This is a genomic window from Rouxiella aceris (genome assembly GCF_012933545.1).
Lineage (GTDB): Bacteria > Pseudomonadota > Gammaproteobacteria > Enterobacterales > Enterobacteriaceae > Rouxiella > Rouxiella aceris.
Map to the genome: position 1 here is coordinate 163,181 of NZ_JAADJU010000009.1, position 14,110 is coordinate 177,290.

Consider the following 14,110-nt stretch of genomic DNA (forward strand, 5'->3'; position numbering starts at 1 on the left):
TCTTACTGCGCTTGTACCCGCAGCTCAGCTGCGGAACGACTACGGTGACCCAACAATGCTTTAACATCACTGGACTTTGGTTTAACCAGGGCAAATTTAGGCGCCCATTCAGGCCAGTTCGCCAAAATCTCTTCACCACGGGCCGACGCGGTCAACTGTACGTGTTCGGTGATCAAACCGCGCAGATGTTCTTCATGAATTGCCAGCTCTTCAACCTCGAGCACTTCTACCAGCTCTGGGTTGACGCGCTTGCGGAATTCGCCGTCTTCGTCGAGGACATAAGCAAAGCCACCGGTCATACCGGCACCAAAGTTGACCCCGGTACGGCCCAGCACGCAGACGATACCACCGGTCATATATTCACAGCCGTTGTCACCAATGCCTTCGACAACAGTGATCGCCCCGGAGTTACGCACCGCGAAACGTTCACCCGCACGGCCAGCGGCAAACATCTTACCGCCGGTTGCGCCATACAGACAGGTGTTGCCGACAATACTGGCTTCATGGCTGCGGAAGGCGGAACCAATTGGCGGACGGATGGCAATGCGGCCACCGGCCATGCCTTTGCCGACGTAGTCGTTGGCATCACCGGTCAGCATCAGGTCAACGCCACCGGCGTTCCAGACGCCAAAGCTCTGGCCTGCGGTACCGTTAAAGTTAATGCGCACCGGATCGGCAGCCATGCCCTGATCGCCGTGTTTCTCGGCAATGGCACCTGACAGCAGGGCACCAACGGAGCGGTCGGTATTGCGAATATCGAAGTAGAACGCCTTGCTCTGCTTGCCCTCAATGTGCGGCGCTGCCTGTTCCAGGATATCTTTGTTCAACTGGCCTTTATCAAACGGTGGATTGTTCTCGGTACAGTAAACGGCTTTGCCTGGGTGCGGCGTTGCCGTCATCAGCAGCGGTGACAGATCCAGTTTGTTTTGCTTGGCGGTGAAACCATCAAGCTCGACCAGCAGATCGGTACGACCAATCAGATCGACCAACTGGCTGATACCCAGTTCGGCCATAATCTCACGGGTTTCCTGGGTGATAAACTTGAAGTAGTTAGTCACGCGTTCAGGCAAGCCGTGGTAATGATTACGACGCAGTTTGTCATCCTGAGTTGCCACGCCCGTTGCGCAGTTGTTCAGATGGCAAATACGCAGGTATTTACAGCCCAGCGCCACCATTGGTCCGGTACCAAAGCCAAAGCTTTCGGCACCAAGGATCGCGGCTTTAACAATATCTACGCCGGTTTTCAGACCGCCATCCACCTGCAGACGGATCTTGTGGCGCAGACCGTTGGCTACCAGCGCCTGCTGGGTTTCTACCAGACCCAATTCCCACGGGCTGCCGGCATGTTTCACCGACGACAGCGGGCTGGCACCTGTACCGCCGTCATAGCCGGCAATGGTGATCAGATCGGCATAAGCCTTGGCGACACCGGTAGCGATAGTCCCGACACCCGGTTCGGAAACCAGTTTGACGGAGATCATCGCCTTCGGATTGACCTGTTTCAAATCGAAAATCAACTGAGCCAGATCTTCGATTGAATAGATATCATGGTGTGGCGGTGGCGAAATCAGCGTCACGCCAGGCACGGAATAACGCAGTTTGGCGATATAAGGGGTGACTTTATCCCCCGGCAACTGGCCGCCTTCGCCCGGCTTGGCACCCTGAGCGACTTTAATCTGGATCACATCGGCATTAACCAGATACGCCGGGGTGACGCCAAAGCGACCGGAAGCGACCTGCTTGATGCGTGACACTTTATTGGTGCCATAACGCGCCGGATCTTCGCCGCCTTCACCCGAGTTGGAGCGACCACCGATGCTGTTCATGGCTTCGGCCAAAGATTCATGGGCTTCCGGGCTTAACGCACCGATAGACATGGCGGCGGTATCGAAACGGGTGAACAGGCCTTCGGCTGGCTCAACCTGATCGACCGGGATCGGCTCGCCTTTCGGGGTGATCTTCAGCATATCGCGCAGCATGGCTACCGGACGTTCGTTAACCAGTTTGGCGTATTTCTGATAATCGGCGTAGTCACCGCTTTGTACTGCCGCTTGCAGACTGTTTACCACATCAGGGTTATAGGCATGGTACTCCCCGCCGTGGACATATTTCAGCAGACCGCCCTGATCCAGCGTCTTGCGTTTCAGCCAGGCGCGTTTGGACAGGTTTTGCAGATCCTGCTGGAAGTCGCTGTAGCTGGCACCACTGATGCGGCTGACCACACCCGGGAAGCAGACATCAGTCAGCTCTTTATGCAGGCCAACGGCTTCGAACAGACGGGCGCAGCGGTAAGAGGCAATGGTCGAGATGCCCATTTTGGACATGATCTTGTACAGGCCTTTGTTGATGCCATTACGGTAATTCAGCATCACATCGCGATATTTCTTCTCGATAACCTGGGTGTCGACCAGGCGGGCCAGCGTTTCGTAAGCCAGGTATGGATAGACCGCAGTGGCACCAAAGCCCAGCAACACGGCGAAATGGTGAGGATCGCGGGCGCTGGCGGTTTCGACAATAATATTGGCGTCGCAGCGCAGGTTCTTTTCAACCAGACGATACTGCAGCGCACCCACGGCCATTGGCGCAGGCAACGGTAAACGGTTAGGGGCAATATTACGGTCAGACAGCACCAGCAACACCGCGCCTTCGCGAACTTTGCGTTCGCCTTCGTCACAGAGTTTTTGCACAAAAGTCGCCATATCCTGTTCTGACGGATCGAAGGTCAGGTCCAGGGTTTCGGCGCGATAGTGTTTGCTATCAAGGGTGGTCAGCTGTGAAAAGTCGGAATAGAGCAGGATCGGCGATTTAAAGCTCAGACGGTGTGCCTGACCTTCGGCTTCGCAGAACACGTTCATTTCGCGGCCAATGCTGGTGGCCAGTGACATCACGTGGGCTTCACGCAGCGGATCGATTGGCGGGTTGGTTACCTGCGCAAACTGCTGACGGAAGTAGTCGTAAATCACGCGAGGACGGCTGGACAGCACGGCAAACGGCGTATCATCGCCCATTGAGCCGACGGCTTCCTGACCATTTTCGCCGAGCACGCGCAGGATCTGATCCAGCTCTTCGCTGTTGTAGCCGAACTGTTTCTGATAGCTCTCTAACAGGGCATCGTCCATTTCGCGCTTGCCGACCAGATCTTCCGGCAGGTCTTCAAACGGCACCAGACGCTGAACGTTCTTTTCCATCCACTCTTTGTAAGGGTGACGGCTTTTCAGATCGTTGTCGGTTTCGGCAGAGTGATGGATCTTGCCGCTGCGGGTGTCGATAACCATCAGTTCGCCTGGACCGACGCGGCCTTTTTCCACCACTTCGTCCGGCTGGTAATCCCAGATGCCGACTTCCGAAGCGCAGGTGATCAGCTTGTCTTTGGTAATGACATAACGCGCCGGGCGCAGGCCGTTGCGATCCAGCGTACAGGCGGCATAGCGCCCGTCAGACATCACAATACCTGCCGGACCGTCCCATGGCTCCATATGCATGGAGTTGAAATCAAAGAACGAGCGCAGGTCGTTATCCATATCCGGGTTCTGCTGCCAGGCTGGCGGTACCAGCAAACGCATGGCGCGCAGCAGATCCATACCGCCGCTAAGGAACAGTTCCAGCATATTGTCTAATGAGCTGGAGTCAGAACCGGTTTCATTCACAAACGGCGAAGCATCCTGCAGATCGGGGATCAGCGGGGTTTTAAATTTGTAAGCACGGGCACGCGCCCATTGGCGGTTACCGGCAATAGTGTTGATTTCACCGTTGTGCGCCAGGTAACGGAAAGGCTGCGCCAGACGCCAGCGTGGTACGGTGTTGGTGGAGAAGCGCTGATGGAACAGGCAAATGGCCGATTCCAGACGCAGGTCCGCCAGATCGAGGTAGAAACGCGGCAGGTCGGCAGGCATGCACAGACCTTTATAGATATTGACCACGTTGGAGAAGCTACAGACATAGAAATCTTTGTCCGGGCCGTTGCTCTCGCTGATGCGTTTTTCAATGCGGCGGCGCGCCATATACAGGCGGCGTTCCATATCACGCGGGCGCCAACCGGCTGGCGCGTTGACAAAAATCTGTTCGATGCGCGGCAGGGAGGAGAGGGCAATCTCGCCGAGAACGTCGGGATTGGTCGGCACTTCGCGCCAGCCAACAACAAACAGCGTCTCGTTCTCCAGCTCTTCTTCGACAATGCGGCGGCTTTCGGCGGCCAGTGCCTCGTCTTTGTTGAGGAACAGCATGCCGACGGCATAGTTCTTCGCCAGGCGCCAACTGCGCTCTTCGGCGATCATCCGGAAGAAACGGTCCGGTTTTTGTAACAGCAAGCCGCAACCATCCCCGGTCTTGCCATCAGCAAGAATAGCGCCACGGTGCTGCATACGCGCAAGGGCGTGAATGGCCGTACGGACGACCTTATGGCTAGGTTCGCCTTCTATGTGGGCGATCAGGCCGAAACCACAGTTGTCCCTCTCTTGGGATGCATCATATAACATGTCTTGAACCTCCCCAGGCTCTGCGAGACTCTCACACCTATTGCGAGGGAGCATAATAACGGCTGATTCAGCGTATTAACGCACTCTTATGGTGCGATTATGGGCTGACATCCTCCGTCAATGGCCCCTCGTGACGGTTCTCACAAGTGGTATATGACTTGTTTTAATGAGGGAGTCTTCAATTACTGCATAAATATGACGAGTTATTGGCTCATCGATTTTAACTGATAAAGAGTGCTTCCAGCGGACTCCCAACTTAGCGAGAAAGCGCGGGTAGGTCAAATACCGATTGTCACCGTGGCAAAATAGATGTTTTATCAATTAACGTTTTGATATGTATCATTTTAGTGGTTTTTGAGGGGCTATAATAACAGTCTGAAACAGGCTGGGAAGTGTGAGCTGTCTCACTGTCACGCAAGGCGCATATCTGTTCCCTGTGCTAGTGAATGATACTTTGCCAGTTTTTTGTTCTGCACAATGGGCATTGCATGTGCTTTATCGCTGTTTTTAACTGTAGCGTAATATTGTAATTATAGCGGCGGGATAATAAGAATTATTCATACTGTGTTGAGTGATTTTATTTGCAGTAATACTGAATAGTTATTCTTTATCTGGCTGGTCGGCAGCGCAAAAGAGTAATAGAGAAAAGAGAAAAGCCTTTTCGGGCTGGGCCTTGGAAGTATTCAGTATAAGACTATTAATAATTGCAAGGCCGACGTTAGTCAATAATTGCCAGTTTGGAGCCTTTGCACCATCCATCGTTCCCTAACGGTGCAAAAGCGAGAATTCTCAGCCAAAAACTGACTTGCTGGCTGAAATGTGCCTGTTTTGCGGTATGATTTAGCTGTGCTGCCACGAACCTGCAACCTGACCGCGAGCGGGTATAGACAATGTTTTCTCAAGGAAAGGCCATGAAGCAGATCAGATTACTTGCGCAGTACTACGTCGACCTGATGGTTAAGCTCGGCCTGGTACGTTTTTCGCTATTGCTTGCCTCGGCGCTGGTGGTACTGGCAATGATTGTGCAAATGGCCGTGACCATGCTGTTGCGCGGGCAGGTTGAAAGTATTGATGTGGTGCGCTCCATCTTCTTTGGTCTGATTATTACCCCCTGGGCGGTCTATTTCTTGTCAGTGGTGGTCGAACAACTGGAAGAGTCCCGTCAGCGCCTGTCTCGCCTGGTGGATAAACTCGAAGAGATGCGCCACCGTGACCTCACGCTAAACCAGCAACTGACAGAAAATATTGCTCAGTTGAATCAGGAGATCGCCGACCGTATCAAAGCCGAAGAGGCGCGTCTGGCGGTGGTCGACAAACTTAAGCTGGAAATGCAGCACCGCGAGCAGGCGCAGGTCGAACTCAGTCAGCAGTCAGCCCTGTTGCGCTCTTTTCTCGATGCCTCCCCGGACCTGGTCTATTACCGTAACGAAGACAAAGAGTTTTCTGGCTGTAATCGCGCCATGGAGTTACTCACCGGTCGCAGCGAGAAGCAGTTGATTGGTCTGACACCGGACGATGTCTATACCGCGGATATTGCCGAAAAAGTCATTGAGACCGACGAAAAAGTCTTCCGCCATAATGTCGCCCTGACCTATGAACAGTGGCTGGTTTATCCTGATGGCCGCAAAGCCTGTTTTGAACTGCGCAAGGTGCCTTTTTATGACCGTGTGGGTAAACGTCACGGACTGATGGGGTTTGGGCGTGATATTACCGAGCGTAAGCGCTATCAGGACGCGTTAGAGAACGCCAGCAGGGAGAAGACCACATTTATCTCTACGATCAGCCACGAGCTGCGTACGCCGCTTAATGGCATTGTCGGTCTGAGCCGTATTCTGCTGGATACGGAACTGAACGATGAACAGCATAACTACCTCAAGACCATCCACGTCAGTGCCATTACCCTGGGGAATATCTTTAACGATATCATTGAGATGGATAAGCTTGAGCGCCGCAAGGTGCAACTCGACAATAATCCGATCAATTTTACCGACTTCCTTTCCGATCTGGAAAACCTCTCCGGCTTGCTGGTGCAACCCAAGGGGCTGAAGTTCGTGATGCAGCCGGATATGCCGTTACCGCATACCGTTAAGAGCGACGGCACCCGTTTGCGCCAGATCCTGTGGAATCTGATTGGCAACGCGGTGAAGTTTACCCATCAGGGCGAGATTGTGGTGCGGGTACATCACGACGGCAAGGATCACTTGTGCTTTGAGGTCCAGGACTCCGGTATGGGTATCCCGCAGGCGGAACAGGACAAAATCTTCGCCATGTACTATCAGGTCAAGGACAAGAACGGCGGCAAACCGGCCACCGGCACCGGTATTGGTCTGGCGGTTTCCAAGCGTCTGGCGCAGAGCATGGGCGGGGATATCACCGTATGCAGTGAACCGGGCAAAGGTTCCTGCTTCACTCTGACGGTCAATGCGCCAACCCTGGACGAACCGGAAGAAGCATTAAACGATGCCGATACGTTGCCGCTACCCGCATTGAATATCCTGCTGGTGGAAGATATCGAACTTAACGTAATCGTCGCCCGTTCAGTGCTGGAAAAACTGGGCAGTAGCGTGGAAGTGGCAATGAATGGCCATGATGCGCTAGCCATGTTCGACCCCGATGAGTTTGATTTGGTATTGCTGGATATTCAACTGCCTGATATGACCGGCCTGGATATCGCCCGGATACTGAAAGACAAATATGCCGGTCAAGCGTTGCCACCGCTGGTGGCGCTGACGGCCAACGTTTTGAAAGACAAGAAAGAGTACCAGGATGCCGGTATCGATGACGTGTTAAGCAAACCGCTCTCCGTGCCGGCACTTACCGCCATGATCCAGCAGTTCTGGGATCACCAGCCGCAGCATGTCGCAAACAACAAGGAGCATAAAACCATGAAGGCCAATGAAAATCTGCTCGATATCCCAATGCTGGAACAGTATATGGAGTTGGTAGGGCCGGGCCTGATACATCAGAGCGCCGATATGTTCGAAAAGATGATGCCTGGCTATCTTGAGTTGCTGGACTCCAATATGACCGCCCGCGATCAGCAAGGCATTACCGAAGAGGCGCATAAAATCAAGGGTGCAGCGGGGTCGGTGGGCTTGAAACACTTGCAGCAGTTGGCCCAGCAAATACAAACGCCTACTTTGCCAGCCTGGTGGGACAACGTTCAGGATTGGGTCGACGAGTTAAAACTGGAATGGCGCAATGATGTGCAGGTATTGCGTGAATGGACGGCAGACGCTGAAAAAAAATAACCCCAGCCTAGGCCGGGGTGCGCTAATACTGCGCCAACACCAGGGAAATGGTTAACCCACGATAGGATTCTTAGGGTTCGGAGTTCGCAGGTCTTGGTAAATTAGAAATGTAAGTGTAATACAATATTGCCGAGTCAACATAACAAAAATCAGCGAAACTGTTACGAGATTCATTAAAAACTGTGATGTAGATTAATCTTTGTCTATACAAAAGTTCAAGCGTTTATCGCAGGAAATTTTACGGCGGGTGCATGAAAGCCTGCGCAGGGCTGCCTGCGGGCAAGGGTTTTGCATCAGCTTGCCAGGCCCAATCCGTTATTATCGTTTCGGTTATAAGCAATAAATATGTTTTATAAGACTTGCTCCAGACACTGGAATTATTTTAACTCACTGTAATTAATGGTTTATTTTAAAAAATAAGATGCTGTGGGTGATGTTTTCTCGTGGCGCTGGCCTGGCGAACGGATAAAGCGATAATTTTAGTTAGAAGCGCCCGCCGACAAACCTCTTCCATATGGAATATAGCGCATGGCATAGGGGGGAACATCAGGTTGAGCACCTGACTTAGGTATGAAATCGTCTGGTCGATTGATTAGTGATTATTAATGTTTAGTCGATGGATTCATAAGAAACATAAACCAATAGGTTTTATCAGCCTTTCTGTCTGTCGGGCTTGCCAATCACCCGGTGAAACCGTTAGCGAAACAGGGAAAAACGAACGGAAAAATACGGAACTCATTGATGCATTGGGCGCAGATGACCAACGCCACCCGGCGAGTAATTGAGCGACAGGCAGGTAATAGCCGATTGTTAGCACTCTTGGTGAGGTATTTGCTAGCATGATAAAGGAGGCAGCCGTGAGTATTGATAAGCTGGTCAGATGTGTATTGGATTGTATTGCATGAGCAAATCATTAATAAAAAGTTCGCTATATCGCCCCTTTTTATGGCTAAAAACAGCGGTAATCTCCTTAGTTGCCGTGTGGTTAGCCGGGATTGTATTTTTTTCGTTTTTACCGGTGCCCTTTTCGGCGGTCATGGTCGAAAGACAGATTTCCGCCTGGTTTAGCGGCGACTTCGGCTATGTCTCTCACTCAGATTGGGTGCCAATGAGCGCTATATCGTCGCCAATGGCGCTGGCGGTGATGGCGGCGGAGGACCAAAAATTCCCCGATCATTGGGGATTTGATGTCGAAGCCATTCAGTCCGCCCTTAACCATAATGAACAGGAAGATGCCAATATTCGCGGTGCTTCCACCCTGTCTCAGCAAACGGCGAAAAACCTGTTTCTTTGGGATGGCCGCAGTTGGATCCGCAAGGGGCTGGAAGCCGGGCTGACCCTGGGCATTGAAACCGTGTGGACCAAACGGCGCATTTTGACGGTCTATCTCAATATTGTGGAGTTTGGCGACGGGGTGTTTGGTGTCGAACAGGCCGCCCAGCATTTCTTTCATAAACCCGCCAGTCGGCTGACGGCTTCTCAGGCCGCGCTGTTGGCTGCGGTATTGCCCAATCCTCACCTGTATAAAGTCAATGCCCCGTCGGCGTATGTATTGCGGCGTCAGCAGTGGATCTTGCGACAGATGAGCCAGTTGGGCGGCGAGGGTTTTTTGATTGAACACAAGCTGCGTTAGCTAAAAAAGAGTGCAGACATATCCTGGTGTCCGGTAAGTAAGCAGTAAGTCAGGCTGTCTTAAAGTCGATTCCTTCTGGTACGGCATTCAGAGGAATAAACTGTGAGAACGTTACACTGCTGTAGTCTGCCTGCTCCTTGGGTGATGCTATCCGTTGGGCTGGGTTGCGGTATGATGCTGGCTCAAAGCGCCAGCGCTGCCCCGTCGACGGGATCGGGCTTTACCTGGCAAAACACTCAGGAGTCTACGACGCAATGGGGCCTGGGAGCCGGGATCGGCTATCACCAGTCTCCTTATGACGGCGTAGGCGCCAAATATTCCCCGCTTCCGCTACTCTATTTCGACGATAAATGGCTGCACTTTTTTGCTAATCAACTTGATGTCAAAGTTGGGCGTTGGGATACGTTCAGCGTTTCGTTACGGGCAAGATATGCGCTGGGTGACGGTTACAAAGGGTCAGACGCGCCAATCCTCAGTGATATGCAAACGCGAAAAGGTGCACTATGGCTGGGGCCGACCGTCGCCTGGCAAACCGCCGTTGGCCGTTTGTCCGTCGATTACTTGCTGGCGGGTAATAAAGGGCAAAAAGCCGAGATCGAATTAAGCAAAGACTTCAATTACGGTCATTTTTCCGTGGAGCCGCATATTGCTGCAGCCTGGTTGAGTGGCAGTAATGTTGATTACTATTATGGCGTTAAGCAGGATGAAGCGCGGCCAGGACGTGAGGCCTATACGGCAACGGCCAGCTATAATCTTTCAGCCGGTACGCGCTTTGGCTATCGGTTTACCGAGCACCAGAGTATCAGTTTTGACCTGGGTGTCACCCGTCTGGGCAGCGGTATTACCGACAGCCCATTGGTCAGTGAAACCTGGCAGCCTGAGGCAAAACTGGCTTACCTTTATCACTTCTAATTGAGCAATCATCTATGCCACGCGTCGCGCTGATCGAGGATCATCCCCGCCTGGGGATCATGATCCGCCAGGCATTAGCTGCCGCCGGGATCGAGACGGACATTTTCAGCAACTTGTCTGCTGCCGGTTACGGTGTGAAACATGCTGACTATGCGGTGCTGATTATTGACCGGGGTTTGCCCGACGGTGATGGTTTGGGTTTCCTCAAGCGTCTGCGTGAGTCAGGGGTGATGACCCCGGCATTGATCCTTACCGCCCGGGATGCTCTGCACGATCGTATTGAAGGGCTGGAAAGCGGTGCCGATGATTATGTCACCAAACCTTTTGCCATCAGTGAGCTGGTGGCAAGGGTGCGTACCCTGATGCGTCGTCCTGCGGTTATCAGCGATCTGGTACCGAGTTTTGCGGATATCAGCGTTGATGCTCAGGCGCAGACGCTACGTTGCGGTGACCAGGTTTTGCTGCTGGCCCCTGCCGAACTGCAGATTATGCTCACGCTGCTAAAAGGCGGTGAGCAGACGGTGCGCCATGCGGTGTTGGAACACCAGGCCTGGGGCTTTGCAGATGCGGTAACGCCTAATGCGCTGGAAGTGACGGTCCACCGTTTACGCAAAAAGATGCTGGCAGTAGGCACCCGCGTCCATATCACCAATATTCGTGGGGTGGGTTTTGCCCTGCGGCGGGCGGAACCGGCCTGATCTTAACCTTATGGGGAATCGTTATGCCTGGCACCTGGGTTCGCAGTCTTTCGCTACAATTATGGGTGGCCAGCATGGTGGCGCTGGCAATCAGTTTGACGCTGATCGTCTCCCTGGTGCTCGGTGCTTTTTATTACTTCCCCGATAAAATGTGGCAAGAGGATGAAAATAGCCAGCTGGCGCACAGGATAGCGGAAGGGATCCGCTATGACGTGAACGGAACTCCGGTGTCGCTTGACCTTGAACCGCGCATTGACTGGTTGCTTAAGGTCGCTCCCGAGGAAGTGATGTACCGCATCTTTGACCAGCAGGGGCACCTTCTGCTGTTTTCGACCGACGGCGCGGCGATGAGCGATCGCCATCCGTGGGGCAGGCAGGGTCTGGCTTTACTGGCAGACAGCCAGCAGAAAATCAGCATCAACGGTGAGGAATACTCTCTGCTTACCCGCAAGATCGAGCACAACGGCCATTTTTTCTATCAACAGTTGGCAACCAATACGCTTTTCAATCGCGCGATGATGGACACCAAACTGAGGCCGATCCCCCATGTCATTGGCTGGACGTTATTTATTGCCAGCATCGTATTCGCGATCTTGTTTCCGCTTATTTTTCTTTTTTTACTGCGCCCCCTGCGTATTGCTTCCCGCGCCGCTGCCTCCATTACTCCGGCCAATTTACAGACGCGTCTGGCAATCGATGATGTGCCCAGTGAAATCAAACCGCTGATGGCAGCCTTTAACGATGCGCTGAGCAGGCTGGAGAAGGGGTTTAAGGTGCAGCAGGAGTTTCTCGCCTCCGTGGCCCATGAGCTGCAAACGCCCCTGACTTTACTCAGAGGCCAGATCGAGCTGCAAACGGATATCCGTGAGCCCGGGCTAATGTTTCGCGAAATTGATTTGATGGCACGTCAGGTGCGGCAACTGCTGCATCTGGCCGAAGTGAGTGAACAGCAAAACTACACCTTTGGTGATGTCGATCGCGATGAGGTCGCCGCAGATGTGATCGATTATCTGCAACCCAAGGCCAGGGGCCGACAGGTGACACTGTTGCTCCAGACCGCCGTGGATTTGCCGCTGATTCGTGCCGATAAAGGCGCGCTGTTTATCTTGCTGAAAAACCTGATTGAAAACGCCATTCATGTCACCCCCGCTGACCATGCGGTGAAGGTGATTATCGAAGCCGCGGCAATTCGGGTAGTGGACAATGGACCGGGGATCCCGGCCGAGAATTTGCCGTTGCTGTTTACTCGTTTTTGGCGCGGCACTGAAACCGTTAGCGAAGGCGCTGGATTGGGCCTGGCGATCTGCAAGGAAATTGCGACGGCACATCGCTGGCTGATTACGGTGGAAACCTCGGGGCAGGGAACGCACTTTGTGTTGTGGCTTTAAACGATAGTCAGGACAATAAAAAGGGACAGCCGCTTGTAGCAGTCGCTGTCCCTTTTGGTGTTAACCGGCGGACTATTTTACGTAGGTAAACGCAGTAGTCACGTGTTTGACACCGCTAACCCCGGCGGCAATTTTCGCTGCCGACTGGCCTTCTTCTTGCGTGACCAGCCCCAGCAAGAACACTTCGCCGTTCTCGGTGGTGACTTTCACATTAGAAGACTTGACCGTATCGCTGGTCAGTAATTGTGAACGTACTTTGGTGGTGATCCAGGTATCCATCGAGGCGGTGCCCAGACTAACCGGATTGCCGGTACGGATTTCGTTATAGACATCGGTCGCACCGTCGACTTTCATCGTCAGCTGTTTTGCCTGGCTGGCCATATCTGCCGTTGGTGCCTGACCGGTCAGCAAGACTTTGCCCTGATAAGCGGTGGCGACAATCCGTGCTTTTTCTTTTAGATTCTTATTGGTGCTGATGGCATTGGAGACGCGCGCTTCTAGCGTAGAGTCATCAACCTGAGTGCCAACAGTCCGTGGGTCAGTCGTCGTTTTGGTGGCAACACCGGCAACACCGACCACTGCCGCAGCTACGCAGCCTTGTAACAAGAGGGCGCTAAGCGTTACAGCTAAGAGGTAACTTGCCTTCATTGGAGCTCCTTAATCGTCCTGGTGTGGAAATAGCGTATTGTCTATCAGGTCGCAGAGGCAATTTACGGTAAGCATATGCATTTCCTGAATGCGCGCACTGCGATGAGAGGGAATGCGGATCTCAACGTCATGCGTACCCAGTAATCCTGCCAGCTCGCCGCCGTCATAGCCGGTAAGAGCAACAATGGTCATATCCCGCGTCACTGCTGCTTCTACCGCTTTGACAATATCACGACTGTTGCCACGAGTCGAAATCGCCAGTAAGACATCGCCGGCCTGACCTAACGCGCGGACTTGCTTGGCATAAACTTCATCATGCAAGCGGTCGTTGGTAATGGCGGTCAGAACCACGTTATCTGCACATAGTGAGATTGCAGGAAGGCTCGGACGTTCAGTTTCGAAACGATTTATCAGACTGGCGGCAAAATGCTGAGCGTTGGCTGCCGAGGTTCCGTTCCCGCAGCACAGGATCTTATTGCCGTTTAGCAGCGATTCAACCAGCGTCATGGCCGCGCGCGATATGGCGTCAGGTAAAGCTTCTGCTGCTGCAATCTGAGTTTGGATACTTTCGGTAAAGCAGGCTTTGATTCTTTCCAGCACGTTATTTTCTCGTCAGTCAAAATGTAGGCCCGCAGGAGAGGATCCGCTGCGCCACCCTCAGTCTTGTTACTATCCTTGCGCATTGAATGCATCTTGCAGCCATTCTATCTGGCTGCCTGTGATGGCTAAAACATCAAAACGGCAAGATGATGTGTCAAAGCTTGCATGGTGTTTCGCAAGCCAAAAGGCAGCAGCACGCAACAGGCGCTGCTGTTTCGAGTGGGTTACGCTGGCTGCCGCGCCACCAAATGTGGCGTTACGGCGGTAGCGAACCTCAACAAATACCCAGGTTTGGCGATCTCGCATAATGAGATCCAACTCGCCGGCGCGACAGGCGACATTGGCTGCAATAAAAGTCAGTCCCGCGCGTTCAAGATAGCGTCTGGCAAGATTTTCATAACTCGCTCCCTGCTGGCGGCGAGTTAACGGTATTGGTTCCATAGTACGTCCTTGTACTGATACACCCTACATCTTTCAAGTAGCGGCTGCTTTGTCCCTGGTCACT

General features: G+C 53.0%; 9 protein-coding genes. 5 read left to right on the forward strand and 4 right to left on the reverse strand.

Annotated features, from left to right (window positions below; translation table 11 throughout):
* Positions 1 to 2 precede the first annotated feature (2 nt).
* Complete coding sequence (gene gltB / locus GW590_RS17380) at positions 3 to 4,475, reverse strand: glutamate synthase large subunit (protein WP_169404339.1); 4,473 nt, start codon at positions 4,473 to 4,475, stop codon at positions 3 to 5.
* Between the two features lie 911 nt (positions 4,476 to 5,386).
* Between gltB and arcB the strand changes: the two genes are divergently transcribed.
* The 5 genes from arcB (at position 5,387) to GW590_RS17405 (ending at position 12,357) form a co-directional block, all read left to right on the forward strand.
* Positions 5,387 to 7,726, forward strand: coding sequence for an aerobic respiration two-component sensor histidine kinase ArcB (gene arcB / locus GW590_RS17385; protein WP_169404340.1), 2,340 nt, complete (start codon positions 5,387 to 5,389; stop codon positions 7,724 to 7,726).
* Between the two features lie 901 nt (positions 7,727 to 8,627).
* Positions 8,628 to 9,359, forward strand: coding sequence for a monofunctional biosynthetic peptidoglycan transglycosylase (gene mtgA, locus GW590_RS17390; protein WP_169404341.1), 732 nt, complete (start codon positions 8,628 to 8,630; stop codon positions 9,357 to 9,359).
* Positions 9,360 to 9,461: 102 nt separating this feature from the next.
* The gene (locus GW590_RS17395) at positions 9,462 to 10,271 is read left to right on the forward strand and encodes a MipA/OmpV family protein (protein ID WP_169404342.1); all 810 of its coding nucleotides are present in this window, start codon (positions 9,462 to 9,464) and stop codon (positions 10,269 to 10,271) included.
* A 14-nt stretch (positions 10,272 to 10,285) separates the two neighbouring features.
* Positions 10,286 to 10,969, forward strand: a complete 684-nt coding sequence (locus GW590_RS17400; RefSeq protein WP_169404343.1) for a response regulator transcription factor — start codon at positions 10,286 to 10,288, stop codon at positions 10,967 to 10,969.
* A gap of 23 nt (positions 10,970 to 10,992) precedes the next feature.
* On the forward strand, positions 10,993 to 12,357 hold the full coding sequence (locus GW590_RS17405) for a sensor histidine kinase (RefSeq protein WP_169404344.1): 1,365 nt from the start codon (positions 10,993 to 10,995) through the stop codon (positions 12,355 to 12,357).
* A gap of 72 nt (positions 12,358 to 12,429) precedes the next feature.
* On the opposite strand, the gene dolP is transcribed toward GW590_RS17405, so the two are convergent.
* The 3 genes from dolP to GW590_RS17420 all read right to left on the reverse strand — a co-directional run bounded on the left by dolP (position 12,430) and on the right by GW590_RS17420 (position 14,046).
* Positions 12,430 to 13,005, reverse strand: a complete 576-nt coding sequence (dolP, locus tag GW590_RS17410; protein ID WP_169404345.1) for a division/outer membrane stress-associated lipid-binding lipoprotein — start codon at positions 13,003 to 13,005, stop codon at positions 12,430 to 12,432.
* Between the two features lie 9 nt (positions 13,006 to 13,014).
* On the reverse strand, positions 13,015 to 13,605 hold the full coding sequence (gene diaA, locus GW590_RS17415) for a DnaA initiator-associating protein DiaA (RefSeq protein WP_169404346.1): 591 nt from the start codon (positions 13,603 to 13,605) through the stop codon (positions 13,015 to 13,017).
* 69 nt (positions 13,606 to 13,674) lie between these two features.
* Complete coding sequence (locus tag GW590_RS17420; protein WP_169404347.1) at positions 13,675 to 14,046, reverse strand: YraN family protein; 372 nt, start codon at positions 14,044 to 14,046, stop codon at positions 13,675 to 13,677.
* Positions 14,047 to 14,110: the final 64 nt, after the last annotated feature.

Excerpts from the sequence above, each read along its gene's own strand:
- mtgA (WP_169404341.1), top strand. The coding sequence starts at position 8,628 with ATGAGCAAATCATTAATAAAAAGTTCGCTATATCGCCCCTTTTTATGG.
- GW590_RS17405 (WP_169404344.1), top strand. The coding sequence starts at position 10,993 with ATGCCTGGCACCTGGGTTCGCAGTCTTTCGCTACAATTATGGGTGGCC.
- GW590_RS17400 (WP_169404343.1), top strand. The coding sequence starts at position 10,286 with ATGCCACGCGTCGCGCTGATCGAGGATCATCCCCGCCTGGGGATCATG.
- GW590_RS17420 (WP_169404347.1), bottom strand. The coding sequence starts at position 14,046 with ATGGAACCAATACCGTTAACTCGCCGCCAGCAGGGAGCGAGTTATGAA.
- gltB (WP_169404339.1), bottom strand. The coding sequence starts at position 4,475 with ATGTTATATGATGCATCCCAAGAGAGGGACAACTGTGGTTTCGGCCTG.
- arcB (WP_169404340.1), top strand. The coding sequence starts at position 5,387 with ATGAAGCAGATCAGATTACTTGCGCAGTACTACGTCGACCTGATGGTT.
- dolP (WP_169404345.1), bottom strand. The coding sequence starts at position 13,005 with ATGAAGGCAAGTTACCTCTTAGCTGTAACGCTTAGCGCCCTCTTGTTA.